A 24,659-nucleotide genomic window follows, 5' to 3' on the forward strand; every position below is an offset into this window, starting at 1 on the left:
CGTGCTGCCTTCCCCCCCGGCTTTCCTCAGGCCACCGCGGCCGCCCGTACGCACAGCACGTCCGGCAGATGGGAAGCGAGTTGCTGCCAGCTGTCGCCGTCGTCCGCGCTGGCGTACACCTCGCCGTTGCGGTTGCCGAAATACACCCCGGCGGGATCGGCGTCATCGACCGAGAGCGCGTCTCTGAGAACCGTGCCGTAGTGGTCCTCGTCCGGCAGTCCCTCGCTCAGCGCCTGCCAGCTGTCACCGGCATCGGCCGTGCGGTAGACCCGGCAGCGGTTCCCGGCCGGTACTCGGTCGATATCGGCGGTGATCGGGAAGAGGTAGGCGATATCTCCCCTGTGCGGATGGGCGGCCACGGCGAAGCCGAAGTCGGAGGGCAGCCCGCCGCCGATATCCGTCCATCGCGCGCCCGCGTCGTCGCTGCGGTAGACACCCCAGTGGTTCTGCAGGTACAGCCGGTCGCGGTCCACCGGGTCCTGCGCGATCTTGTGGACGCACTGGCCGAACTCGGGATGCTGGTCCGGCAGGAAGACCGCCTTCACGCCGTCGTTGGACGGGGCCCAGCTGGCGCCCCCGTCGAGGGTGCGGAAGACCCCGGCGGCGGAAACGGCGACGGTGACCGCGTCGGCGTCCCGCGGGTCCGTGATCACCGTATGAACGGCAAGCCCGCCGCCGCCCGGCTGCCATCTCTCCCGGCTGGGGTGGTCCCACAGCGCCCGCACCAGCTCGAAGGTCTCGCCGCCGTCCTCGGAGCGGAACAGGCCGCCGGGCTCGGTGCCCGCATAGACCACTTCGGGGGCGGCGGGGCCGGCCGGATGCAGCTGCCACACCCGCTCCAGTGAAGTCCCGGTGTACTGCGGGTACTTGACCGCGGGGCGGGAGGGCTCGTGCCAGCTTTCACCCAGGTCGTCGGAGTGGAACACCGAGGGGCCCCAGTGCGCGCTGTCGGCCCCGGCCAGCAGCCGGGGCGTGGGGCGGCGGGTGTCGATCGCGAGGGAGTACACCGCCTGCGCGGAGAAATGCGGACCGCTCACTTCCCAGTCGCCGTGCCGTCGACGGCCGATGAAGAGCCCTTTGCGCGTGCCCACCGCGAGTACTACGTCAGTCATGCCGGAACACCTCCGGGACGCCGTTGTCTCAGACAGGGGCAAGTCTGCACCCGGCCACTGACAATGGCGTCCCGGAAGGTATCCGCGCAGGTCGGACGGTGCGGCTGCCGGTCCCGCCACGGCTGCCGCACGCCCTCCTGGCGGCCTCAGACCGCCCGGTGGTACTGCTGCGGCACGGCGACGTGGGCACCCAGTTCCCGTGCCGCGTGCTGCGCGAAGCTGGGGGACCGCAGGAGCTCACGGCCGAGCAGCACGGCGTCGGCCTGACCGTCGGCGATGATCTTCTCGGCCTGCCGCGCCTCGGTGATCAGACCGACGGCGCCCACCGCCAGACCGCTCTCCTTCTTGACCCGCTCGGCGAACGGCACCTGGTAGCCGGGCCCCGTGCTGATCTTCGCGTCCGGCGCGTTGCCGCCCGTGGAGGTGTCCAGCAGGTCGATGCCGTGCTCGTGCAGCTCGCGGGCGAAGCGCACGGTGTCGTCGGCCGTCCAGCCCTCGCGGGCGTCGCTCTCGTCCTCGGTGAGCCAGTCGGTCGCCGAGATCCGGAAGAAGACCGGCAGTTCGTCGGGCCAGACCTCCCGCACGGCGTCCACGACCTCCAGCGCCAAGCGCGTCCGGTTCTCGTACGAGCCGCCGTACGCGTCGGTGCGCCGGTTGGTGAAGGGCGAGAGGAACTGGTTGATCAAGTAGCCGTGCGCACCGTGGATCTCGGCCACCTCGAAGCCGGCCGCCAGCGCCCGCAGGGCCGTTGCCCGGAACTGCGCGACGATCTCTTCGATCTGCGCCACGGCGAGCTCCGCGGGTGCCGCGAACCCCTCGCCGAACGGCACCGGGCTCGGCCCGACCGGCTCCCAGCCGTACCGCTGACCGGGGAGGATCGGCGCGCCACGGTCCACCCAGGTGCGCTCGGTGGACGCCTTGCGGCCTGCGTGGGCGATCTGGATTCCAGGGGTGGTGCCCTGGTCCTTGAGGAAGCCGGTGATGCGCCGGAAGGCCTCGGTCTGGGTGTCGTTCCACAGGCCGAGGTCGTAGGGGCTGATGCGCCCCTCGGGGCTCACCGCGGTGGCCTCCGTGAGGATGAGGCCGGTGCCGCCCGCCGCCCGCGCGGCCAGGTGCTGGAAGTGCCAGTCGCCGGGTGCCCCTTCCGCCGGGCCCTCGGGAGCCGCGGAGTACTGGCACATGGGTGCCATCCAGAGGCGGTTCGGAACGGTCAGCGCGCGAAGGGTGATGGGCTCGAAGAGTGCGCTCACGGCGGGCTCCTGTACCTGGAGGCGAACGGGTGCCGGCCGGCCCCGCACTCATACGATAGGCGTCGTACTACGGTGGATGTCAAACTACGATGCTTCTCGTACAATGAGCGGACGGGCGGCGCGCCAGGCCACACCGAGCCGCGCGGGCCGAGCCCCGCAGAATGAGTCAGGAGCCGTCATGCCGACCGAATCGACCTCCACGCGGGCTCCGTCGGGCTCCCGGTCGCTGGAGCACCCGGCCCGCGCGGACATCCGGCTGGCCGATGTCCTGCATGCGCTCGCCGACCCGGTGCGACTGCGGATCGTCTGCGCGCTGGCGGCCGCCGAGGGTGAGCTGAACTGCGCGGACATCGAACTCCCGGTCAGCAAGTCGACCTGCACCCACCACTTCAGGGTGCTGCGCGAGCACGGCGTCATCCAGCAGCTCTACCGCGGCACGGCCAAGATGAACGGGCTGCGCCGGGCCGATCTGGAAGCGCTCTTCCCCGGCCTGATCGACGGCGTGCTCCGGGCGGCGGAGCTGCAGGCCGGCCGCCTCGGGGAGGAGTAGCGGGGACTGCCGGGAGCACCGGGGCCACTCCGGACCGGCGGCCCGGCGGCCTGGTGCCCGGCGGCCTGGTGCCCGGCGGACCGGTGCCCGGCGGACCGGTGCCCGGTCGGCAGGGGTCAGGCGGCCCGGAGCCCGGCGCCCCGCCCGCCCGCGGGTTCAGCGGGCCGGATCCGCCGACCCCGCCGCCTCCAACAGTCCGGCCCAGTCCGGAAGTTTGACGGTGCCACGCCCCAGCCCGCGGCCCCACTCCGCCTCGGCGGCCTCGATGGCCAGCCAGCCCGGCCACGGGACCGGCCGCTGCCCCGCCCGGATCAGCGCGGCCACCGGGTCCTCGGCCGCCTCGCGCACCGCCAGCGCGGGGGCATCGGCCAGCAGCGACTGCGCGGTCTCCTTGGCGCACGGCCGGTTCGTGCCGATCACCCCCGTGGGGCCCCGCTTGATCCAGCCCGCCACGTACGCACCGGGCAGTGGCGCCCCGTCCCGCAGCACCCGCCCCGCCTGGTGCGGCACCGTCCCGGTCGTCTCGTCGAACGGCAGGCCGGGCATCGGCGTCCCCCGGTAGCCGACCGAACGCAGCACCAACTGCCCCTCGATGTCCTCGAATTCGCCGGTCCCGGTCACTCCGCCGTGCCCGTCGGGTGCCGTCCGCTCGAACCGGACCGCGCGCACCCCGGAGGCATCCCCGAGCACTTCTACGGGCCGCAGGAAGAACCGCAGATGAATACGGCGCCCCGATCCGGTGGCCCCCGTGTCCGGGCCTGCCGGGGCCGTCGGCCGCTCCGCCCAGCCGCGCAGCACCTCGATGTTCCGCCGCCCCACCGCAGGCAGTCCGCCCGGATCCCGGTACGCCGGATCCAGCGCCAGCTCCTCGGGCCGTACGCGCACCTCCGTATCCGGAAGGGAACCCAGTTCCCGGAGCTCCTTGGTGGTGAACTTGGCCTGGGAGGGGCCGCGTCGGCCGACCATCCAGACATCCTGGACGCGGCTGTCCGCCAGCGCGCCCAGCGGGCCCTGCGGCATATCCGTGGCGGCAAGCTCGGCGGCGCCACGGGACAGCATCCGCGCCACGTCCACCGCCACATTCCCCACACCGATCACCAGGGCGGACCGCGCCGCGAGGGTGAAGCGGACGGCGGCCGCATCCGGGTGCGCGCTGTACCAGGCGACGAACTCGGTCGCCGGATGGCTGCCTGGCAGCTCCTCACCGGGGATGCCCAGATGCCGGTCGGTGGCGGCGCCCACGCAGAAGACCACCGCATCGAAGATCTCACGCAGTTCCTCGACGCCCAGCCCCGGCGCTCCCACCTCGACGTTCCCCAGGAAGCGCACCCTGGGGTGCTCCAGCACCGTGCGCAGATTGTTCTGCAGCGACTTGATCTTCTCGTGGTCCGGCGCGACGCCGTAGCGCACCAGACCGTACGGGCAGGGCAGCCGGTCCAGGACGTACACCTCGATGTCCGGTACGGTCTCCTGCTCGATCAGGGACTGGGCGGTGTAGACGCCGCTGGGTCCAGAACCGATCACTGCGACACGAAGCACGAGTGGCCCCTTCCGCGGGATACCCCCAGGATCGCACCGGCGGACGCGCGGCGGGAGATGCGCTATCGGGGTTGCTCCCGGTGGGATGAGCGTGCCGCGCTACTGGGCCGGGTGAGCGGGGGGCTAGGTTTTCAATGTGTCGGAAAGTGACTTTTATACCGTTAATCACCGATATGAAGCCCAGGGCGCGCCATTGGAGTGGCCCACGTGGGAGCTGCGGGCGCACGGCTCGGCCGCGCCCGCTCTCGTCCCCGACCCCGCCACCCCGGATGATCCCTCCGGCTCCCAGGGCGCCGGGTGCCCGCTGCCCCGGCTCGATCCGCTGGGCCCCTGGTGCAGCGCCCGGCTGACGTTCGCCGACGGCGCCCGGGTCGATGTCCTCGTGACGGTCTCCGACGACCACATCACCGTCGAGGACGTACGGGCCGACCCGCCGCTGACGCTCGCCGGCCTGACCGACCTGGCCCGCTGGATCGAAGGCCCGCTGGACGACGCCTTCCGGGCCGCCACCGGGCGGCCGCACAGGACCCGGCCCGCACCCCGGCAGCCCGGCCCGGTAAACAGCTCGGCGGCCGGCTCGGTGGAGCCGGACGCCAGGCCGCACGCCGCCGGGCCCCGGACGGGGCTGCAGGCCGGACCGCAGGCCGGACCGCGGACCGGGCCGCGGTCCGCGCCGTTGCGGGGCCTGGAAGCCGAGCAGGCGACCGGACCGGCGGCCGAGCCGGCAACCGAGCCGACGGCCGGTCCGGTGCCGGGGGGCGAGCCGGCGACGGAACCTGGGCCGAAGGGTGCCGGACGGGCCGCCGAGCCATCGGCATCGGCCGGACCGTCCCACGAGCCCTCTGCCGGACCGCCCTCCGCCTCTTCCGCCTCGCCTGCCGCACCCGCGCCGTCCGCGCCGTCCGCCCCGTCTGCCCTGTCCGCTGCGTCCGTTACGTCGGCGGCCGCCCCGGTCTCCGCGTCATCGGCACCCCCGGAGCCATCGGCACCATCGGCACCGTCGGAAGCGTCGACGACGCCAGAACCGTCAGAACCGTCAGAACCGGCCGAGGTGCCGGTGTCCGAGTCATCGATGGCTGAGGCGTCGGTGTCCGAGGCGGCGACGTCGTCCGACCCGTCGGCGCCCTCCGGGCCGCCCGCCGCGGCCCCGTCCTCCGAGCGTGCGCTTTCCGCCGTCCTTGCCCGGTCGCGGGCCGGTGAGCGTCGCAGGCTCGCCGCGGACGCGTACCGCCAGGCTCAGCGGGAGGGGAACGATCCGGTGCTGGCCGTCATGCTTGCCACCGGCCGCAGTCGTCGAAGATCGCTACGTCTGATCGCCGGTGCCCGTGACGAAGGGCTCCTGACGCCACGTCACAACAAGCGCTGACCCGCGAAGCTCATGGCGCCTGCACCTCATCGTCGGCGTGTGGCGCGCCCAACTCCCATTCCAGCCCGTACCGTTGGAACAACTCGGCGCGCAGTCGCACGCGCGGCATCGATGCTCCCGGCAGCAGCATCGCCACCACCGCACCCATCAGCAGCGCCCGCAACAGCGGATAGTCGGCATCGGGGTCCGAGGAGCCGTACGCCGCGACCGTCTCGCGCAGCAACTGGGCCAGTCGTTGCTGCTCGGCGCACTGGATGAATCCGTCGGCCGTCAGGATTCCCGCCATATGCGTCCGCATCAGCAACGGGCGATCATGCGCAAGGCCCAGCATCGCGTCGATGGCTCGCGCCAGCAGCTCCCGCCCCGCCTCCGGCCCGCTGGGCCGTGGCGCGCGCTCCAGTGCCGCCCGCAGCGTGAGATGCATCAGCCGGTGGACGGCGGACTGGAGGAGCTGACGTTTGCCGGGGAAGTAGTACGACACCAGCCCTCGCGCGACCCCCGCCCGATGGGCGATGTCCCCGAGCGTCGTGGCCTCGAAGCCGCGCTCTCCCACCAGCTCGACGGTCGCCTGCAGCAGCCGCTCGCGGGATCGCCGCCGCAATTCTTCATTGACCGATGCGCTGCGGGGGGACATCCTGTAACTCCTGCGTTGACTGGCTCAGGGCCAATATACTTCGTATAATGGAGGGTTTCGTCCGTGAACGGAACCCGGTCGAGCTGCCCGGTTCGGGCGACGCGGGGGATCGCCCGAACCGGGTGACGGTGGGGCCGGGGGCGGTCTCGCGACCTGCGTTTCCCGGGTCAAGAGGCCGCCCCCGGCTTGCATCGGGAGGCGGGTTCGGCCATCGCCGGTCGCCTCTGATCGTACTCTTGCCGGTGTTTTGACAGCCTTTCTGATGGCGTGTCAGAGCGCCATGCGATCCGCCGGCCCGTGCCGCAGTGTCACGTGGCGAACACGCCTCGGCGCCGCTCGGGGCACACCGCAGAGCCGCGAACCGCTCACCGGACACGCCTCAGCGCGGCTCGCCGCAGGGCGCAGTCCGATTGTCAGAGCCGCGTGGAACACTCGCCTTCGCCGTTCGAGCCAAGGGCTGGTCAAGCGATACAGCACGGCGGTACACCAAGGCGATACACCAAGGGGGATGGCCTGTCATGGGCGTGAGTGTGGGGTTCATCGGCGCGACGACGGAGGAGCTGGACAGGGCGGAGAAGGATCCGAGTTGGGCCGGTTCCTACGTCTACGAGCTGTATGCCGACGAAGACTTCCCGGCGGCGGATCGTCCCCACGGCGGTCCGGACAAGGCGTGGGCCGGCCTTCAGTACCTGTTCGACGAGACGGACATCGAGCTGGAGTTCTTGATGGACGGGTCCCAGATCCTGGAGGACGGCACCCTGTTCGGGTGGTCCGCGGAGCAGATCGCGAGCGTGGCCCGGCAGCTGCGGGCGACCCCGTGGGAGCGGCTGGCGGCCCACTACGCCCCGGAGCGGATGACGAGGGAGAAGGTGTACCCCCATACGTGGCGGCTCGATGCCGAAGGAGAGCTGGACTGGCTTCAGCGCTCCTACGAAGAGCTCGTCGACTTCTTCGCCGCGGCGGCCGAGGGCGGATACGGGGCGTTCATGAGCTTCAGTTTCTAGGGCCTGTCTGCAGGGCGGGCGCCGTGGAAAGCCTCGCGGTGCGGCGGTCATGTTTGTGCGAGACCCTGGTGATCAGGGGAGCGCGCCCGACAGTGGTGATGCATTTCCAGCGTGATCCAGCGTGACACCGCACCCGGTCGAGGAGGGCGGGCTGTGATGAGCGAGGCAGAGAGAAGCGCCACGGGGCGGAGCCAGGGCGAGAAGGCCCCGCTGTCGGCGATCACATTGAGGGTCAACGATCAGGTGCGGCGGCTCGAGGTGGATCCGCGGACCTCGCTGCTCGACGCGCTGCGCGAACATCTGCGCCTGAGCGGCACCAAGAAGGGGTGTGACCACGGGCAGTGCGGCGCCTGCACGGTGCTGATCAACGGCCGGCGGGTCAACTCCTGTCTGACGCTCGCCGTCATGCACGAGGACGACGAGGTGGTGACGATCGAGGGCCTGGGCGATCCCGGTGGCCTGCACCCCATGCAACGCGCCTTCGTCGAGTGTGACGGCTTCCAGTGCGGCTACTGCACACCCGGCCAGATCTGTTCGGCGGTCGGCATGCTCGCCGAGGTGGAGGCGGGGTGGCCCAGCCACGCCACCGCCGAGGTGGCCGCGTCGCGGATCGCCTTGAGCGATGAGGAGATCCGCGAGCGGATGAGCGGCAACATCTGCCGGTGCGCCGCCTATCCGAACATCGTCGCGGCCATCCGCGGCATCGCGGCGGGAGGCCCGGAATGAGGTCCTTCACCTACGAGCGGGCGACGGACGCACAGGCCGCCGTCGCGGCGGTGTCCAGAACCGGCGCGAAGTTCATCAGCGGCGGCACCAATCTGCTCGACCTGATGAAGCTCGGCATCGAGCACCCCAGCCATCTGGTCGACATCAGCCGGCTTCCGTTGCGGGACATCGAGGAGCTGCCGGACGGCGGACTGCGCATCGGTGCCCAGGCGGTGAATTCCGTCGTGGCCGCCGATACCCGGGTGCGTACCCGCTATCCGGTGCTGTCGCAGGCGCTGGTGTCCGGCGCCTCGGGGCAGTTGCGGAACAAGGCGTCCACCGGTGGGAACCTGTTGCAGCGCACCCGCTGCCCCTACTTCTACGACACGGCCGCGGGCTGCAACAAGCGGAACCCCGGATCCGGCTGCTCGGCCATCGGCGGTTTCAACCGGATCCACGCGGTCCTCGGCGTCAGTGAGTCCTGCATCGCCACCCATCCCTCGGACATGGCCGTCGCGATGACCGCGCTGGAGGCGGAGATCGAACTGCTCGACGCCGACGGGTCGGTGCGCCGCGTCGCCATCACGGACTTCTACCGGCTGCCGGGCGATACGCCGCACATCGAGACCGTGCTGCGGCCCGACGAGATGATCACGGGGGTGACCCTGCCCCCGCCCCTGCCGGGCCGGCAGCTCTACCGCAAGGTGCGTGACCGGGCGTCCTACGAGTTCGCGCTGGTCTCCGTGGCGGCTGTCGTCTCGGCCGAGCAGGGAACGATCAGCGAGGCGCGGGTGGCGCTCGGCGGAGTGGCGCACAAGCCGTGGCGGTCCCTCGAAGCGGAGGCCGAACTGGCCGGCCGCCCCGCCACGATGGCCACCTATCGCGCCGCCGCCGAGGCCGCCATGCGTGACGCCGTGGGGCAGGGGGACAACGACTTCAAGATCGAACTGGCCCGGCGCACGCTGTGCCGCACGCTGGCGCAAGCGGCCCGGTCGAGCTGAGGAGGCGAGATGATCGGGCAAGGCCTGAACCGCGTTGACGGCCCGTTGAAGGTCTCCGGCCGGGCTCCCTACGCCTACGAGCACTGGGAGGCCGGCCGGCCGCTGTACGGGGTCATCGCCGGCGCGACGATCGGCAAAGGCCGCATCACCCGGATCGACACCGAGGACGCCGAATGCGCGGACGGCGTCCGCATGGTGATGACGTACCACAACGCCCCGGTGCAAGGCCCGCGTGACGAGTCCATCGCCTTGGAATACTGGCGCGCCCAGCCGGTGCTGACCGGCCCGGAGATTCACTATTACGGCGAGCCGGTGGCACTCGTCGTCGCCGAGACCTTCGAGCAGGCCCGAGCGGCGGCCGATCTCATCGATGTGGAGTACGCGGTCGGGCGGGGACGGTTCGACTTCTCTGCCGACGACGATGAGACGTACATCCCGAAGGTGGTCAACGCCGGGCTCCCCACCGACACGTCGGTGGGCGATTTCGATGCCGGATTCGATGCCGCCGCGGTGCGAGTCGATCAGTACTACACCACGCCGTACGAGTTCTCGATGCCGATGGAACCCCACGCGTGTCTGGTGGAACCGCGTGGCGAGGACCTGGTCGTCTACGTCAGCTGCCAGATCGTCGACGCGGCGCAGTCCTCGGTCGCCGGCACGCTGCGGATGGACCCCGCGCGGATCCATATCGTCAGCCCCTTCGTCGGCGGGGGATTCGGCTCCAAGCTGGGCATCCACTCCGAGACCATCCTGGCCGCGCTCGCCGCCCGCGAGCTGCGCCAACCCGTCAAGGTCGCGCTCACCCGGCAGCAGGTCTTCCAGCTCGTCGGCCTGCGCCCCACATCGAGCCAGCGGGTCCGGTTGGGCGCGGGGCGCGACGGGCGGCTGGCCGCGCTCGCCCATGACGTCACCATGCACACCAACCCGGACCTGGAATTTGCCGAGCAGACCGCCGCCACGACCCGCAGCCTCTACGCCGCGCCCCACCGGCTGACCAGCCACCGGCTCACGCCGCTCGATCTGCCGCGCGGGTCGGACGTGCGCGCGCCGGGCGAGGCGCCGGGCCTGCTGGCGGTGGAGTCGGCGATGGACGAACTGGCCGACGCGCTCGGGATGGACCCGGTCGAGCTGCGGATCCGCAACGAGCCCACCGTCGATCCCGAGCGGGACGTGCCCTACAGCGACCGGCACCTGGTCGACTGCCTGCGCGACGGCGCGCGCCGGTTCGGCTGGGAGCGCCGCCCCGCCACCCCTGCGAGTGTGCGGGAGGGAAGGTGGCTGGTCGGCTACGGCATGTCGGCCGCCATCCGCGGGCATTTCCAAGGGCCGACAGCGGCGCGGGTGAGACTGGAGGCGGACGGCACCGCCGTCGTCCAGTCGGACATGACCGATATCGGTACAGGCACCTACACCATCCTGACCCAGGTCGCCGCCGAGGGGCTGGGGCTGCCGCCCGACCGGGTGCGGATCGAGCTCGGGCGCTCCGAGCTGCCCTCCAGCTGGGGCTCCGGCGGCTCGTGGGGCGCCGCCAACTCGTGCACCGCGGTGCACCGGGCGTGCGTGGCCCTGCGGGAGAAGCTGCTGGTCGCGGCACGCGGTGATGAGGGCTCTGCGCTGTACGGCCTGGACCCGGCCGACGCGGTGTTCTCCGACGGCACCGTGCGCATCGGCGACGCGTCCCAGGCGATGGGCGAGATCGTCGCCCGGCACCATCCCGACGGTGCGGAGGCGGAGGGCACGACCCTCTTCATGGGCGACGACCCGAACTACTCGGCCTACTCGATCCACACCTACGGCGCCCACTTCGCCGAAGTGGGGGTCGACGCGGACACCGCCGAGATCCGTCTGCGGCGGATGCTGGGCGTGTTCTCGGTGGGGCGGGTGCTCAACCCGAAGACGGCCCGCTCGCAGCTGATCGGCGGCATGATCTGGGGGGCCGGTGCGGCTCTTGAGGAAGAAGCCGTGGTCGATCTGCGATCCGGCGCCTTCGTCAACCGGGATCTCGCGCAGTACCTGGTCCCGGTCCATGCCGACATCCCCGATGTCGAGGTCGTCATCCTCGACGGATACGACGACAAGGCCAACGTCCTGGGCGCCAAGGGCATAGGTGAGCTGGGCATCTGCGGATCCGGCGCGGCGGTCGCGAACGCGGTGTTCAACGCCACCGGGACGCGCGTGCGTGAGTTCCCCATCACGATCGAGAAGGTGCTGCCGGGGCTGCCACCCCTTGAGTGCTGAACCTGTGACGGACCATGCCGTCCTGGCCCACCGGGCAGAGCCCGGCCCGGGGGGCAGCGCGAGAGGGCAGGCGCCAGAGGACGCAGCGCGGGAGGATCAGCGCGAGAGGACGCAGCGCGGGAGATCAGCGCGAGAGGACGCAGCGCGGGAGATCAGCGCGAGAGGACGCAGCGCGGGAGATCAGCGCGAGAGGAACTGCTGGCACTGGTAGGGCCCGGCGCGCCCGACCCGGCCGGCGCGGGTCACCTGGAGCTTGCCCGGGCGGGGTGCCGCGGAGGAGGACTTCGGCACGGGCGAAAGTGCAGACCAGCTGCCCGGTGCTCCGGTCCTCGGGGAAGTCGGCGCTGTCTCCGGGTCAGGGAGCGCAGGTCCGGCGGGAGGCCGAGCTCCGTCGCCAATGGGCCGGTGATCGGCTTGACCCCACTCGTTCAGGCCGTCCGCCCCTCCACCTGACCCGCTCACGCCGAGGCCGGAAAAGGCTCACTGCCCGACACCTTGTGGCCTGCGTCACTGGCTGGTTAAGCTCCAGCACGCTTCTGGCACATTTCCTCCGCAAGTTGACCTATTGGTGTGGCAATCTTCACGATCTGCCCACGAACGTGAGGTGGCTTCGCATGGAACGGCGAGCAGCGACCCCGCGCGCGGACGACTCACCGCACGGCTTACCGCCGGCGTTCTTCCGGGGTGCGACGGAACACCGTCCGGCAGCAATCGGTCCGTCGGCGATGCGGCCCTCGGCAATCGGTCTCTCGGTCATCCGTCCGTCGGCAATCGGCCCGTCGGCAATCGGTCCGGGGAACGCCCCGGAGCGGACGGGGACGCGCTGTGTTGCCCGCGGCGCCGCGAGACCGGACGCGGGCCGTTTCTGATGACGCACCCCGCTCCGGTGCCGGCGCCCGCCGTCCCCCTGCCGCACGCCCGCCGCGACGTCCGGCTGTTCTGGTGGGCGGGCACCTGCGACGCCCTCGGCAGTCAGGTGTCCGGGTTCGTTCTGCCGTTGCTGCTGTTGCGGCTCGGCCGTTCCCCCGCCGAGGTCGGCGCCCTCGCCGGGCTCTTTGCGGTCGCCACGCTGGTCCTCGGCCCGCTCGCCGCCGTACCCGCCGACCGCGGGGCCCGTAAGCGGGTGATGGTGGGCGCCGCGCTGGTGTCCGCCGCGGCGATGACCGGTGTCACCGTCGCGGTCGCCGCGGGCCCCGTCCCGCCGGCCGTTCTCCTTGCCGCCGTGCTCGTCGAGCGGTGCGCCACCGCCTGCTACGAGGCGGCGTCGCCGGGCACCGTGGCGCTGGTGTGTCCCCCCGAGGAGCACCGGCGGGTGCTGTCCCGATTACAGGCGGGGGAGCGGGGAGCCCTCGTCGTCGGGCCCGCACTGGGCGGGCTGCTCTTCGCCGCCGGCGCCTGGCTGCCGTTCCTCGTGGATGCCCTGTCGTACGTCGTCGCGGCGGGCGGCATCCGCGCCATGCGCTCCGGTCTGTCCCCGCGGCCGGAACAGCGGCCGCCGGGCGGTACGTCGTGCCGGACCCGGCGGGCCCTGCTCGCCGAAGCCGGGGCAGGGGTGGCGCTGCTGCGCCGGGAGCCCGTCCTGCGGCTGGCGCTCGTCTGGATATCGGCCGTCAACGCCCTGCTCGTCGCGCTGTATTACACGACGGTCTTCGCCCTCCAGGACCACGGCGGCAGCGCGGCTCCGCTGGGCCTGGTCCTCGCCCTGACCGGGGCGGCCGGCCTGGCCGGTGCGCTGGCCGCACCGCGACTGGCCGGCCGGCACGCGGCGGCGACGGTGCTGGTGGTGGTGTCCTGGTTGATGGTGCCGCCCGCCGCGGCCCTGGCGGTGGCCCGTGACGCCTGGCAGTTCGGACTGCTCCTCGGACTCCTCTGCTTCCTGACGCCGACCGCCGCCGTGGCGCTGCAGGCCCGGATCCTCCAGATCACACCGCCCGGACTGCAGGCCCGCACCGGCACCGTGCTGGCCACCGCGTCGGGCGCGGCAGCGGCCCTGGCCCCGGCCCTCGCCGGGCTGTCGGCCGGCCGCGCCGGAGCCGGAGCCACCCTCATGGGCTGTGCGGTGCTGCTGGCCGTGCTCGCGCTGTACGCGACCCGCATGGCACCGAGCTTCCTCCGCGGGACGAAGGAGAAGACCGTATGACCGCGACCGCGACCGGTACCGCCGTACCACCGCCCGGCACCGGCTTCCGGGTCTACCGGCCGGCGCTCCCCGAGGTCTGCCCGCGCGACCCGGCACGGATGGCCCTGGCCGCGGACGCCGACGGCCGCTGCGAGATCTTCACCTGGAACGCCGCCACCGGCACCGCCCGCCAGGTCACCGACAGCCCGGACGGCACGGTGCACTGCGCCCTCGACGCGGACGCCCGGGTGTGGTGGTTCACCGAGGACCGCAGCGGCCTCGGGCTCTGGTATTTCCAGGACTTCGAGGGCGGACCGCGGCACCCCGGTCTGACCGGCCTGCGCCCGGGACTCCCGTGCGGCCTCGCCCTCAGCGACGCCGGCACCGTGGCCGTCGGCCTCGGGGACGACCGCGGGATGACCGTCCACCTCGGCACACCGGGCGGCCCGGCCCGGCCGGTGTGCACCGTCGACGGCCCCGCGCTGCTGACCGGCATCTCGCCGTCGGGCGGGCTGCTGGCGCTGTCGGGGGCGGCCGGATCCGACCGCGCGGTCACCCTCGTGACCTGCTCCGGGGCGGTCCTCGACCAGCTCTCCGGACGGCGCGGACGGCTGTGGGCGCTCGGCTTCGCGCCGTCCCCCGCCACCACCGAACTCCTGCTGGTCCAGGAAGACAACGACGGCTATCACCTTGCCAGTTGGCGGCCCGGCGCCGGACCGCGGCCGCACCGCTGGTGCCGCTTCGACACCGAGATCACCGCACGCTGGTACCCCGAGGGGCGACGGGTCCTCATCCGCCACGACCGCCACGGCCGCTCCGCCCTCACCACCGCCGACCTCGACCGGCGCACCCTGACCCCGGTGCCCTCGCCGCCCGGCACCCTGCTCGACGCCGTCCCGCACCCGGGCGATGACGTGCACTACCTCTGGACCGATACGGCCACCCCGCCGCGGACGGTCTCCACCGCCGGCACCCCGCTGCCGGCGCTCCCCGCCCTGCCGGCCCCCGCACCCGGCCGGCACCGTGACCTGTGGACCCCCGGCCAAGGCGGCCCCGTGCACACGCTGCTCGGCGAACCGGAACCGACCCGCGGCCCGCGGCCCCCGCTGGTGTTCCTGGTGCACGGCGGACCCGCCGACCACGACCGCGACGCCTACGACCCACAGGTGCACTCGCTGATCGCCTCCGGGTTCGCGGTCGCGCGGGTCAACTACCGCGGCTCCACCGGCTACGGGCCTGCCTGGCGCGCCGCGTACGGCGAGGGGGTGGGGCTCACCCAGGTCGCCGACCTCGTCGCGGTCCGGGCCGACCTGCTCCGCCGCGGCCTGGCCCGCGAGGACGCGATCGGCCTGTGGGGCACCTCCTGGGGCGGTTACCTGACCCTGCTCGCGCTCGGCACCCGGCCGGACCTCTGGCAGGCGGGCGTCGCCGTCAAACCGGTCGCCGACTGCGCCGCGGCCCACCGCACCGGCACCCCCGCCCTGCGTGCCCTGGACGAGCGGCTGTTCGGCGGTACCCCCGACGCCGTGCCAGGACGCTACGCGCGCAGCTCGCCCGTCCACTACGCGGCCGAGGTCCGCGCCCCGCTGCTGGTGATCGCCGCCACCCGCGACGCCAAATGCCCGCCCGGCCAGGTCCACAGCTACCTGACCGCGCTGCACCAGGCGGGTGTCGCGCACGAGTCCCGGTGGCTGGACACCGGCCACGACGGTTACACCGGCGCGCACCATGTGGCCGCCCTGCGGCACGCCATGGGCTTCCTCGGCCGGCATCTGCGCCGCACCCCGCGGCCCACCGCACCCCCCGTCCCGCAGCGGACGGGGTCTTCGGGAGCACCGGTCCGTCCCGCGCCCCCGGACATGTGAGAACCGTTCCCGCCATACCGGCAGAACAGGAGACACAGCCATGCAGAAGGACATCATCCACAACGACCCGCTCGCGGGTGACGAGGAGAACCGCAAGCCCGGCATCGGCATCACGGTGACCGTCCCGTTCCGTAACGCCGAGGACACCGAGGAGGACTGACCCTCCCCGGCCGGCCCGGTGCACCACCGGGCCGGCCGGACCGCCGCACGTCACCGCCCGGCCGCCGGCCGCCTCCCCTTCCACCCCGCCGCCTACGAGGAGCCGACATGCGCGTCCTGCTGGTCAATATGCCCTGGTCACCGATCGACCTCCCGTCCCTCGCACTCGGAATCCTCCGACGCAGCGTCGACGAACGCACCTGTGGCCATGCCGATGTCCTGCACGCCAACCTGGAGTTCACCGACTGGATCACCCGGCGCACCGAGTTCACCGCGGACGACTACCAGTTCTATGCGCTCTCCTCCTACTTCATGGGATGCGGCGACTGGGTGTTCTCCTCCGCCCTCTACGACGACCCCGAGTGGCGGGTACCGAAGTTCCGCGCCTCGATGCGCGGCAAGCTGCGGGAGGAACGGCTGCGGATGTCCCACGAACTGCACCGCGTGGTACCGGAGTTCGTCCAGGAGACCGCCGAGCGGATCGTCGCGGCCGGCCCCGACGTCGTCGGCTTCACCTCCACCTTCCAGCAGAACACCGCCGCGCTCGCCGCCGCCAAGTACGTCAAACGCCTCGCCCCGCACATCAAAACCGTCATGGGCGGCGCCAACTGCGACGCCGAACAGGGCGCGGCCGGCCACCGCAACTTCCCCTTCCTGGACTTCGTGGTCCGCGGCGAGGGCGAAGCCGTTTTCCCCCAGCTGCTCACCGCCCTCGACGAAGGCGGCGACCTGTCCGCCGTCCCCGGACTGTGCCACCGGAGCCCCGACGGCACCAGCACCGCCAACCCGATGAGCACCAGTCCGCTGCCTCCCGCCACCATCCTGCCGCCCGACTACAGCGGCTACTTCGAGCGGCTGGCGTCCTCCGTCGCCCGCAACTGGGTGGAACCCAAGCTCGTCGTCGAAGGGGCCCGCGGCTGCTGGTGGGGGGAGAAGCACCACTGCACCTTCTGCGGCCTCAACGGCTCCTTCATGCAGTTCCGCAGCAAGAGCCCGGAGACCTTCTACGAAGAGATCATGGACCTGGCACGCCGCCACCGCGTGCTGGACATGTACGTCGTCGACAACATCCTCGACATGGGCTACCTCAACACCGTCCTGCCCCGCATCATCGACAGCGGCTACGACCTGCGCCTGCACATCGAGATCAAGGCCAATATGCGCCGGACCCAGCTGCGCACGCTCGCCGACGCCGGGATGATCTACGTCCAGCCGGGCATCGAAAGCCTCAACAGCCGGGTGCTCGACCTGATGGACAAGGGCGTGAGCGGCTGCCAGAACGTCCGGATGCTCCGCGACGGAGCCGAGACCGGGCTCTCCGTCTCCTGGAACTACCTCCACGGCTTCCCCGGCGAGAGCGCCGCCGACTACGAGCCGGTCATCGCCCAACTGCCCGCCCTGGAACACCTCGACCCGCCGGTCGACCTCTCCGCGCGTATTGCCATCGAACGCTTCAGCCCGTACTTCAACCGCCCCGAACTCGGCTTCACCGGTCTGCGGCCCGAGGAGCACTACCGCTTCACCTACGACCTGCCCGAGTCCGAACTGTACGACCTGGCCTATGTCTTCGAGGCACCCGAACGCGGCATCGGGGAACCCACCGTCACCTTGCTCAACGACGCCCTGGGCGCCTGGCGCAAACACCACGTGGACAGCAGGCTCACCCACACCGACCTCGGTGACCGCATCGTGCTGGTCAGCCGCAGACGCGCCTTCGACTGGGGAACCATGGAGCTCACCGAGCCCGCGGAGATCGCGGCCTTCAAGCTGCTCGACCAGCCGCACGCCCCCGCCGCACTGACCCGCAAGCTCGCCGCACGGCTGCCCGGGCAGCCGCTCGACGCGGCCGCCGTGCACACCCTCCTCCAGCGCTGGGTGACGCTCGGGCTGGTCTTCGCCGACGGCGGGCAGTACGTCCACCTGGCGCCGGCGGCCGTCAACGAGGACCTGCTGCGGCTGGACTTCATGCGCCACCGCCACGCCGCGCCCGCCCGCCACGAGACGCCGGACACACCCCGCGACGTCGTCCACGCCTAGCGGGAGACACCCCCTGGGGCCCGTCGTCACAGCCCCGTCGCCGCCCGGCCCACGAGGAGACATCCATGACCTGCACCACCACCCCTGCCCCCCGGGCACTGACGCTCGCCGCATGGCGGGACTACGACGAGGACGCCTGCACCCTGCCGGGTATGAGCCTGGGCGAACTCGACCTGGCCGGACCGCCGGAGAAGCACGCCGCCCGGCTGTGGGAGCTGGGGGTACGACGGGTGCGGCTCGCCGAGGAGATCGACCTGACCACCGTCGACGACCCCGGCGCAGCCCCCGACGCCGCCGCGCATGCGGTCCGGCAGCTCTGTCTGATCCGTGACCTGACGGCACGCGCCGTGCTCGTCCAGTGGCGGCTGCGCCTGCCGGCCGAGCCCGACGACGGCTGGCGCGAGCTCTGCCACCTCCAGCCGCCCCGGACCCTCAGCGGGCCCGCCGACGAGGCGGCGGCGCTCTCCCGGTGGCGCGACGAGCACTACCTCTGCAAGTGCGTGTGGCGCCAGGGCCCCGGCTTCGTCCAGATCCGCGACCGCCGATGGGGCCACCTGCGCCGCTTCACCACGGACGAGCCCGCGTACCGGGAGGCGATCGGCCAACTGTCCTACGGCGCACCGCTGTCGGCCGTACCCGAGGCGATCGCCGCGGACTTCCTCGAGGAGCGCCTGGTCTCGCGCACCGGGCCGCTGCTGTGGTGGCTGCCGTACCGGGTGAACCGGTGGATCCAGGAGGCGATGGCCATCTGAGGGGGCCGGGCGCGCGGCCCCCGGACCGGAGCGGGCGAGCGCTGCCGGCCACTGCCGGCGCAAGCCGGCGAGCACTGTGGCACAGACGACAGCCGAAAGCGGATGACGGCTCCGCTCCCGCGTGTTGCGCACAGCGGAGCGTCCGTCCGCGGCGCTCCGCGACCGCACTCTCGTCCTAGGAGCCCACACGTGCATTCCAGCGATTCCGCCGCCCGGGCGGCCCGGGTGCTCTCCCGCCCCTTCACCCTGGGCGGCCTCACCGTGCCGAACCGGATAGCCATGGCGCCGATGACCCGCGAGTTCTCGCCGGGCGGCGTCCCGGGTACCGATGTCGCGGACTACTACGCGCGCCGGGCCGCCGGCGGGACCGGGCTGATCATCACCGAGGGCACCTACGTCGATCACGCGGCCGCCGGGACCAGCGGCGCCGTGCCCCGATTCCACGGCGAGGACGCCCTCGCCGGCTGGGAGCGCGTCGTCCGGGCGGTGCATGCGGAGGGCGGGACGATCATGCCGCAGCTGTGGCACGTCGGCATGGCCCGCGCGGCAGGCGCGCCGCCGTTCCCGGACGCCCCGCCCTCCGGCCCGTCCGGCATCGCCCTCGACGGCACCCCGTCCGGTCACGCCATGGACCGGCAGGACCTCGACGATGTCATCGCGGCGTTCGCCGACGCGGCCGCAGCGGCCGAACGCCTCGGCTTCGACGGGGTCGAGCTGCACGGTGCCCACGGCTACCTGATCGACCAGTTCCTGTGGTCCGCCACCAACCGGCGCACCGACGCGTACGGCGGCAGCCTCCGTGCCCGTACGCGCTTCGCCGCCGAGATCGTGGCGGCCTGCCGGGCGGCGGTGTCGCCGGACTTCCCGGTCCTCTTCCGGATGTCCCAGTGGAAGATGGGCAACTATCAGGCACGGCTCGCCGAGACACCGGACGAGCTCCAGGCGGTCGTGGGGCCGCTCGGCGACGCGGGGGTCAGCGCCTTCCACTGCTCGACGCGCCGCTACTGGCTGCCGGAGTACGAGGACTCGGACCTCAACCTCGCCGGATGGGTCAAGAAGCTCTCCGGCAAGCCGACGGTCACCGTCGGCTCCGTCGGTCTCGACAACGAGTTCACCGAAACGTTCCGGGGCGAACAGGCGGGCGTCACCGGTATCGACCGGCTGCTGGACCGGATGGAGCGTGACGAGTTCGACCTCGTGGCCATCGGACGGGCCCTGCTCGGTGACCCGGAGTGGGCGGCCAAGGTCGTCGAAGGCCGCACCGGCGAACTCCAGCCGTTCCAGGCCTCGGTGCTGCGGACGCTGAGCTGACGCGCCGCGGTGCGCAGGGGGCGGTGGCACCACCGGCAGAGGCAGAGGCAGAGGCAGAGGCAGAGGCAGAGGCAGAGACAGAGGTAGAGACAGAGACAGAGACAGAGGCAGGGCCAGAGGCGGATGCGGGGCCCGCGCCGCCGGGGGCGCCGCGCACCCGGCGGCCGCCCGCCGCCCGCCTCTGCCGGTGCCCACCCCGCACGCCTGGTGGGTAGGCGCTCACAGCGGGTGTCCGGCGACGGTGGGTGAACCGCCGCCCGCGAGGGGCGGTCTCGCGGTGCCTCGCACGTGGGATGCGGGCGTGGCAAGGTGGTGGGTGAGGTTGCCTCCCTCGCCCACCCCTCGATTCCGATGTGGAGGCTCGCATGGACGACAAGGAGTTCTTCCAGCTGGTGGCCGTTCGGGCGGGACTCTCGCGGCAGGAAGCTGCCGATCTCACCCGTGCCACTCTTGAGACACTCGGCGTCCGGCTCAGCGACGGTGAAGTACGCGACCTGGCCCTCGAACTTCCCGAGTCCCTGCGTGGCTCGCTCCAGCGGGGGAGCGGCGAGACGGAGACCTTTGGTCCTGACGAGTCGATCCGCAGGGTGCGGGAGCGCACCGGCCTGACCCGGCCGGAAGCCGGCCGCGGCCTCCGCGCGGTGCTCGGCACGCTGCACGAGGCCGTCTCGCAGAAGGAGTTCGACCACGCCATGTCGCAACTCGGCAAGAAGTACGCGCAGTTGGCGGAGGTCCGCTGACGCGCCGGCTGACAAGTTGGTCGGCGCCCGGCTGACAGCCGGCCGGCGCGCCGGCTGACCGGCGGGCAGTCCGTCCGTCTGACGGTCCGTCCTCTGGTCCGTCCGGCTGCGGATCCTTCCCCACGGCAGTGAAGCGAAAGGGCTTGACGGCGCCGAGCCCTGATGGTGCAGTGGATCATCCACTCAGTCACTGACCCACTCGGTCCACCGGGTGGCGCACCGGCAACCGCTGCCCGGGAGGGAAAACGTGGAGATGCTGCCCCGTGAAACCGTCGTCGACGTCCTGGAGAACCGCCTGCGGGAGGAGATCATCACCGGCCGCTATCCCGCCGGTGACTACCTGCCCACCGAGCGCCGGCTGGCGGAGCGGTACGGCGTCAACCGCACCACCCTCAAACACGCCTACGGCCGTCTCCTCCAGGCCGGGCTGCTGGAGACGCGGCACGGTGTGGGCACCCGGGTGCGCGACTACCTGCGCCTCGGCGGCGCGGACCTGCTGCCGATGCTGGTGCGGCACAGCCCGGACTGGATCGGTGAGATCTTCGAAGTGCGGCGCAGTATCGGCGCGTTGATCGCCGAGCGGGCCGCTGCCCGGGCGGACGCCACCCACCACGACGAGCTGCGCGCACTGCTGACGGCGGTACGGACGGCCGAGGGCGGCGACGCCGTACAGCTGGCCGACATCGAGGTGCACCGCGCGCTGGCCCGCGCCACCGGCAACCGCGTCTATGTGCTGCTGACCAACACCCTCTTCCACGCCTATCTGCCGGTCCGCTCCGCTCTGGTGCGGCCCTTCACCGACCCGGACGCCGCACACGCCCGGCTGGCGCCGGTGGTCGAGGCGGTGGTGGCCGGCGAGAAGGACGCCGCGCGCGCCGCCGCCGAGAGCTATCTGACCGCCACCGAGCGGATCATGCTGGAGGAACTGGCATGAGCGGCGGCGGCAGCGCCCGCGGGACGGCATTCACCGAGACCATGCTCGGCTCCGCCCGAATCGATGGTGCGGACGGCACCCGGCGGGCCCGGCTCGACCTGCGGGTGACGGCGCCCCACGTACTCCGGCCGCTCGGCACGACCCCGGCCCGGCTGCATGGACGCATACGTATCGCCGGATGGGCCGACGACCCGTGCGCCACCGGCGAGCTGGAGATCTCGCCGCTCGCCCGGCGCCGGATCCGCTACCGGCTGTCCTTCACCGCCCAAGGACGCCGGCTGACCCTCGACGGCTGGAAGTCCGTCTCGTGGCGGCGCCCCGTGCGCTCGATGACGCTCCTGCCCTACACGCTCTACGACGGGCAGGCACGCATCGGCACCGGCACCCTGCGCTTCCCCCTGGCGGCCGGCCTGGCTCCCTTCCTGGGCAGCGTCCGCTTCCCCCGGCGTGAGGACGGCAGCGGCCACCTGGCGCCGCGCTGGCGCGGGGAGCGAGGACGTACCGAGGTCTGGTACACCACCGTCACCGACCCGGCGACCGGCCGCGGACTGTGGCTGCACCACGAACTGACCGCGCCGGCCGACGGTTCACCGGCCTTCGCCCACGGCTGGGCCGCCGTCTTCCCCCAGGCGGACCCGGACGGTCCGCAGGAACCCGTGCGGCATACGCGATTCGGTCCCGGACCCTGGCGCGGCGGCGAGGACGGCTTCCGTGCGGAAGGCATCACCGCCCGCGCCGGGCATCTCGAAGGAGTGGCCGGCGACGTCCGCTGGGAGCTGACCGAACGCCCCGAGGACGCGCCGCTGTTCACCTTCCCCCGCTGGTCCTGGCGTCGCCCCCTGCTGCCCGCCGCGCAGATGCTCCCGGCGGCCCGTGCTTCCTACGACGGCACGGTCACCTACGGGGGCGAGACGCTGACCCTGCAGGGTGCTCCGGGCGCTTCCGCCCGTATCTACGGCCACGGCAACGCGCAGCGCTGGGCCTGGTTGCACGCGGATCTCGGCAACGGCGAGGTGCTGGAGACCGTCGCCGCGGTCTCGCGGAAACCGGGACTGCGCCGTCTGCCGCCCCTGGTCTTCCTGCGGCTGCGCCGGGGCGGCCGCACCTGGCCCCGCCGGGCGGAGCGCTCCGCGTTCGGCTGGGCGGGCTGCGGCCGCTTCCGTGCCGTCCTCGGGCATCCGGACTTCACGGTCACCGGACGCGCCGGGCTGCGCCGTATCCGGGTGGAGGTGAGCCTGCCCGCCGAGCGCACGCTGCGGCTCGACTACGCGGATCCCGACGGCAGCCCGGCGGTGTGCCGCAACAGCGAGACCGCCGACGCCGTCGTCCGCCTGGAACGCTGGTGGGGCCGCTGGCGGCCGGAGGAGGAGTGGCTGCTCGAAGGGACCGCGCACGCGGAGGTGGGGGAGCGATGAGCACCGCCGGATTCGTCGCCGCGCTCCTCGCCGACGACGGCGGCGCACGCTGGCCGGCCGGGGTGCCCCGGCGCCTCGACGCGGTACTGGCCTCGATGCCCGCGCCGGCCCGGGCCGGAGTGCGCGGCGCGGCCTGCGCCGTCGACGCCTATGCGCTGGCCCGTACGGGACGTCCGCTCGCCGCTCTCGATCCAGAGGAGCGGGAGGCGCTGGTGACCGGGCTCGCCGCCCGGCCGCGCCTGGCCCCGCTGTTCGACCTGGTGAAGGTGCCGGTGCTGCTGGCCGCGGGCACGGAGCGGATGCTCGCACACCGGCCGCCTGCGGGGCGCGGCGCCGGTATGCCGCAGGCCCGCCCCCCGCTCGCGTTCGCGCCACCGCAGGATCCGCCGTTGGACTGCACACCGGCAGCGGACTGGCCCGCGCGCAGCACCGCGGACGTGGTGGTGATCGGCTCCGGCGCCGGAGGCGCCATGGCGGCACGCGTCCTCGCCCGCGCCGGGCTGCGCACCGTCGTCCTGGAAGAGGGGGACCACCACACCACCGCATCCTTCGGGCGCCGCACGCCTCTGGAACGGTTCACGGACCTCTACCGCGACGGCGGCGCCACCGTGGCGGCCGGCCGTCCGCCCTTGCTGCTGCCCACGGGACGGGCCGTGGGCGGGACCACCCTCGTCAACTCCGGCACCTGCTACCGCACCCCCGGGCACGTGCGGGAGCGGTGGCGCGCCGCCTTCGGATTCGACCTCGCGGCCGGCTTCGAAGCCCACCTCGACGAGGCGGAGCGCACCCTGGGCGTGGCCACCCAGCCCCTCGACGTCCTCGGCAACAACGGGCTGCTCACCCTCGCCGGAGCACAGCGGCTCGGGTGGCGCGCCGCGCCGCTGCGCCGCAACGCCCCCGGCTGCATGGGCTCCTGCCAGTGCGTCGTGGGCTGTCCCACCGGCGCCAAACAGAGCGTGCAGCTGTCGGTGCTGCCCGACGCGTGCGCCGCCGGAGCCCGGATCGTCACCGGGGCACGGGTGCGACGGATCCTGGTGGAGGCCGACCGCCCCGGCGGTCCGCGGGCGGCGGGAGTGTCCGTGCGGCGTCCGGACGGCGGTGACCTGGAGATTCTGAGCCCGCTGGTGGTGGTCGCGGCAGGCGCCCTGCAGTCGCCGCCGCTGCTGCGCCGCTCCGGGCTGGGCACCCATCCCCGGCTGGGACGCAACCTCAGCGTCCATCCGGCGACCAGCGTGGCGGGCCGCTTCGCCGAGCCGGTGACGGCCTGGGAGGGGGTGCTGCAGAGCGTCGGCGTCGAGGAGCTGCACCGCGGCGGCATCCTCATCGAGGCGACCGCCACCCCACCGGGCATGGGCAGTTTCGTGCTGCCGGGCGTGGGCCGCGAGCTGCGCCGCGAACTGGACGCCGCCGACCGGCTGGCGACCCTGGGCGCCATGATCGCGGACCGTCCCTCGGGCCGGGTCCTGGGCCGGGACCGCACCCTTCTGCGCTACGACCTCGATCCCCGCGACGCCGGCCGTCTGATGACCGCGGTACGCGCCATGGGCGAACTGCTCTTCGCCGCCGGTGCCCGGGAGGTACTGACCGGCATCCCCAGCGCGCCGCGCGCCCGCTCCCTGACCGAGCTGTCCGCCGTGCTGGAGGGGGTGAGCGCCCGCCGGCTCCATCTCTCGGCCTTCCACCCCACCGGAACCGTGGCCGCCGGTGCGGACGCCGGCCGCTGCCCCGCCGACGGCGAAGGCCGCCTGCGCGGCGTCCACGGGGTGCTGGTGGCCGACGGCTCACTGCTCCCCAGCTGTCCCGAGGTCAACCCCCAGCTGAGCATCATGGCCGCTGCTCTGGGCGTCGCGGAGCGGGCGGTGGCGGTGGGCTGAGTGGTGGTGGAGTGAGCGGTGGCGGTGGGCTGAGTGGTGGTGGAGTGAGCGGTG

General features: G+C 72.7%; 19 protein-coding genes. 15 read left to right on the top strand and 4 right to left on the bottom strand.

Annotated features, from left to right (window positions below; all coding sequences use genetic code 11):
* Positions 1-26: 26 nt before the first annotated feature.
* Together ACGFR7_RS00335 and ACGFR7_RS00340 are read right to left on the bottom strand one after the other, a co-directional pair.
* The gene (locus ACGFR7_RS00335) at positions 27-1,112 is read right to left on the bottom strand and encodes a WD40/YVTN/BNR-like repeat-containing protein (protein ID WP_393311343.1); all 1,086 of its coding nucleotides are present in this window, start codon (positions 1,110-1,112) and stop codon (positions 27-29) included.
* Positions 1,113-1,258: 146 nt separating this feature from the next.
* On the bottom strand, positions 1,259-2,362 hold the full coding sequence (locus tag ACGFR7_RS00340) for an NADH:flavin oxidoreductase/NADH oxidase (protein WP_393311345.1): 1,104 nt from the start codon (positions 2,360-2,362) through the stop codon (positions 1,259-1,261).
* Positions 2,363-2,540: 178 nt separating this feature from the next.
* On the opposite strand from ACGFR7_RS00340, the gene ACGFR7_RS00345 reads away from it, so the two are divergent.
* Positions 2,541-2,912, top strand: coding sequence for an ArsR/SmtB family transcription factor (locus tag ACGFR7_RS00345; RefSeq protein WP_393311347.1), 372 nt, complete (start codon positions 2,541-2,543; stop codon positions 2,910-2,912).
* A gap of 156 nt (positions 2,913-3,068) precedes the next feature.
* On the opposite strand, the gene ACGFR7_RS00350 is transcribed toward ACGFR7_RS00345, so the two are convergent.
* On the bottom strand, positions 3,069-4,451 hold the full coding sequence (locus ACGFR7_RS00350; RefSeq protein ID WP_393311349.1) for an FAD-dependent oxidoreductase: 1,383 nt from the start codon (positions 4,449-4,451) through the stop codon (positions 3,069-3,071).
* Positions 4,452-4,644: 193 nt separating this feature from the next.
* On the opposite strand from ACGFR7_RS00350, the gene ACGFR7_RS00355 reads away from it, so the two are divergent.
* Positions 4,645-5,817: a DUF6214 family protein gene (locus tag ACGFR7_RS00355; RefSeq protein ID WP_393311351.1), complete on the top strand. Its 1,173-nt coding sequence runs from the start codon at positions 4,645-4,647 to the stop codon at positions 5,815-5,817.
* Positions 5,818-5,827: 10 nt separating this feature from the next.
* On the opposite strand, the gene ACGFR7_RS00360 is transcribed toward ACGFR7_RS00355, so the two are convergent.
* Positions 5,828-6,451, bottom strand: coding sequence for a TetR/AcrR family transcriptional regulator (locus ACGFR7_RS00360; RefSeq protein ID WP_393311353.1), 624 nt, complete (start codon positions 6,449-6,451; stop codon positions 5,828-5,830).
* Between the two features lie 518 nt (positions 6,452-6,969).
* Here ACGFR7_RS00360 and ACGFR7_RS00365 point away from each other — a divergent pair.
* The 13 genes from ACGFR7_RS00365 to ACGFR7_RS00425 all read left to right on the top strand — a co-directional run bounded on the left by ACGFR7_RS00365 (position 6,970) and on the right by ACGFR7_RS00425 (position 24,605).
* Entirely contained in the window at positions 6,970-7,455 is a 486-nt protein-coding gene (locus ACGFR7_RS00365) for a DUF1877 family protein (RefSeq protein ID WP_393311355.1), read from the top strand.
* A gap of 156 nt (positions 7,456-7,611) precedes the next feature.
* Positions 7,612-8,181 carry a 2Fe-2S iron-sulfur cluster-binding protein gene (locus ACGFR7_RS00370; protein WP_393311357.1) on the top strand — a complete coding sequence of 190 codons (570 nt, stop codon included), beginning with the start codon at positions 7,612-7,614 and terminating at the stop codon, positions 8,179-8,181.
* Entirely contained in the window at positions 8,178-9,161 is a 984-nt protein-coding gene (locus ACGFR7_RS00375) for an FAD binding domain-containing protein (protein ID WP_393311359.1), read from the top strand. Before ACGFR7_RS00370 ends, ACGFR7_RS00375 begins: the two co-directional genes overlap by 4 nt.
* 9 nt (positions 9,162-9,170) lie before the next feature.
* Entirely contained in the window at positions 9,171-11,399 is a 2,229-nt protein-coding gene (locus ACGFR7_RS00380; protein WP_393311361.1) for a molybdopterin cofactor-binding domain-containing protein, read from the top strand.
* Between the two features lie 868 nt (positions 11,400-12,267).
* Positions 12,268-13,539 carry an MFS transporter gene (locus tag ACGFR7_RS00385; RefSeq protein ID WP_393311363.1) on the top strand — a complete coding sequence of 424 codons (1,272 nt, stop codon included), beginning with the start codon at positions 12,268-12,270 and terminating at the stop codon, positions 13,537-13,539.
* Entirely contained in the window at positions 13,536-15,383 is a 1,848-nt protein-coding gene (locus ACGFR7_RS00390; protein ID WP_393311365.1) for a S9 family peptidase, read from the top strand. Before ACGFR7_RS00385 ends, ACGFR7_RS00390 begins: the two co-directional genes overlap by 4 nt.
* 267 nt (positions 15,384-15,650) lie before the next feature.
* Positions 15,651-17,579 (top strand): RiPP maturation radical SAM C-methyltransferase, encoded by a 1,929-nt coding sequence (locus ACGFR7_RS00395; RefSeq protein WP_393311367.1) that lies wholly within the window; start codon positions 15,651-15,653, stop codon positions 17,577-17,579.
* Between the two features lie 65 nt (positions 17,580-17,644).
* Positions 17,645-18,331 carry a DUF5825 family protein gene (locus ACGFR7_RS00400; RefSeq protein WP_393311369.1) on the top strand — a complete coding sequence of 229 codons (687 nt, stop codon included), beginning with the start codon at positions 17,645-17,647 and terminating at the stop codon, positions 18,329-18,331.
* Positions 18,332-18,520: 189 nt separating this feature from the next.
* Positions 18,521-19,642, top strand: coding sequence for an NADH:flavin oxidoreductase (locus ACGFR7_RS00405; protein ID WP_393311371.1), 1,122 nt, complete (start codon positions 18,521-18,523; stop codon positions 19,640-19,642).
* Positions 19,643-20,007: 365 nt separating this feature from the next.
* Complete coding sequence (locus ACGFR7_RS00410; protein WP_393311373.1) at positions 20,008-20,382, top strand: DUF2267 domain-containing protein; 375 nt, start codon at positions 20,008-20,010, stop codon at positions 20,380-20,382.
* A 253-nt stretch (positions 20,383-20,635) separates the two neighbouring features.
* Positions 20,636-21,316: a FadR/GntR family transcriptional regulator gene (locus tag ACGFR7_RS00415; protein WP_393311375.1), complete on the top strand. Its 681-nt coding sequence runs from the start codon at positions 20,636-20,638 to the stop codon at positions 21,314-21,316.
* Positions 21,313-22,731, top strand: a complete 1,419-nt coding sequence (locus ACGFR7_RS00420; RefSeq protein WP_393311377.1) for a hypothetical protein — start codon at positions 21,313-21,315, stop codon at positions 22,729-22,731. The genes ACGFR7_RS00415 and ACGFR7_RS00420 overlap by 4 nt, the downstream gene beginning before the upstream one ends.
* Complete coding sequence (locus tag ACGFR7_RS00425) at positions 22,728-24,605, top strand: GMC family oxidoreductase N-terminal domain-containing protein (RefSeq protein ID WP_393311379.1); 1,878 nt, start codon at positions 22,728-22,730, stop codon at positions 24,603-24,605. The genes ACGFR7_RS00420 and ACGFR7_RS00425 overlap by 4 nt, the downstream gene beginning before the upstream one ends.
* The last annotated feature ends 54 nt before the right edge of the window (positions 24,606-24,659 follow it).

This window comes from Streptomyces sp. NPDC048516 (genome assembly GCF_043199875.1).
GTDB lineage: Bacteria > Actinomycetota > Actinomycetes > Streptomycetales > Streptomycetaceae > Streptomyces.